The sequence below is a fragment of the [Mycobacterium] manitobense genome (assembly GCF_025821665.1).
In the GTDB taxonomy this organism is placed as follows: Bacteria; Actinomycetota; Actinomycetes; order Mycobacteriales; family Mycobacteriaceae; genus Mycobacterium; species Mycobacterium arseniciresistens.
The window spans coordinates 1-479 of sequence record NZ_JACKSJ010000168.1 but is presented as its reverse complement, the minus strand read 5'-3'; the positions used below and the strand labels follow the sequence as shown (position 1 = coordinate 479).

General features: G+C 68.7%; 1 protein-coding gene. It reads right to left on the bottom strand.

What is annotated here, in order from left to right; translation table 11 throughout:
• Nucleotides 1-30: 30 nt before the first annotated feature.
• Nucleotides 31-474 carry a universal stress protein gene (locus H7I41_RS20235; protein ID WP_073859366.1) on the bottom strand — a complete coding sequence of 148 codons (444 nt, stop codon included), beginning with the start codon at nt 472-474 and terminating at the stop codon, nt 31-33.
• Nucleotides 475-479: the final 5 nt, after the last annotated feature.

Sequence of the window (479 nt, the reverse complement as noted above, 5' to 3'; positions counted from 1 at the left end):
ACACCGGGCCTCGGCCTGGTTCTGATGAGGTCAGGACGTGTGCACGATGAGCACGTCGACCTTCGATCGGCGGGCCACATTGGCCGGCACCGAACCGAGCAGTCGGCCCGCGATGGTGCTCAGGCCGACGTTACCGACGACCAGCAGGTCGGCCTTCTCCGATTCGGCGAGATCGACGAGGGCGTCCACGGGGGCACCGACCACAGCCTTCTCCACCACATCGGTGGCTCCGGCGGCCTTGGCCCGCTCGGTCGCCTCGCGCAGGATCGCGTAGATCGGGGCGTTACCGGTGGCCTTGTAGCCCTCGTCCTTGAGTACGTCGGCGGCGTGGTGGTCCTCGCTCTGCGGGAAGTACGCGGTCGCGACGACGACCTTCGCGCCCGATCCCGCGGCGATCTCCCCGGCGCGGTCCACTGCCCGCAGCGACGAATCCGATCCGTCCGTGCCGACCACCACGGTCCGATAGGCGCTCATTCATG

Bases quoted from the DNA above. Each gene is read 5' to 3' on its own strand.
- H7I41_RS20235 (WP_073859366.1), bottom strand. From the start codon at position 474: ATGAGCGCCTATCGGACCGTGGTGGTCGGCACGGACGGATCGGATTCG.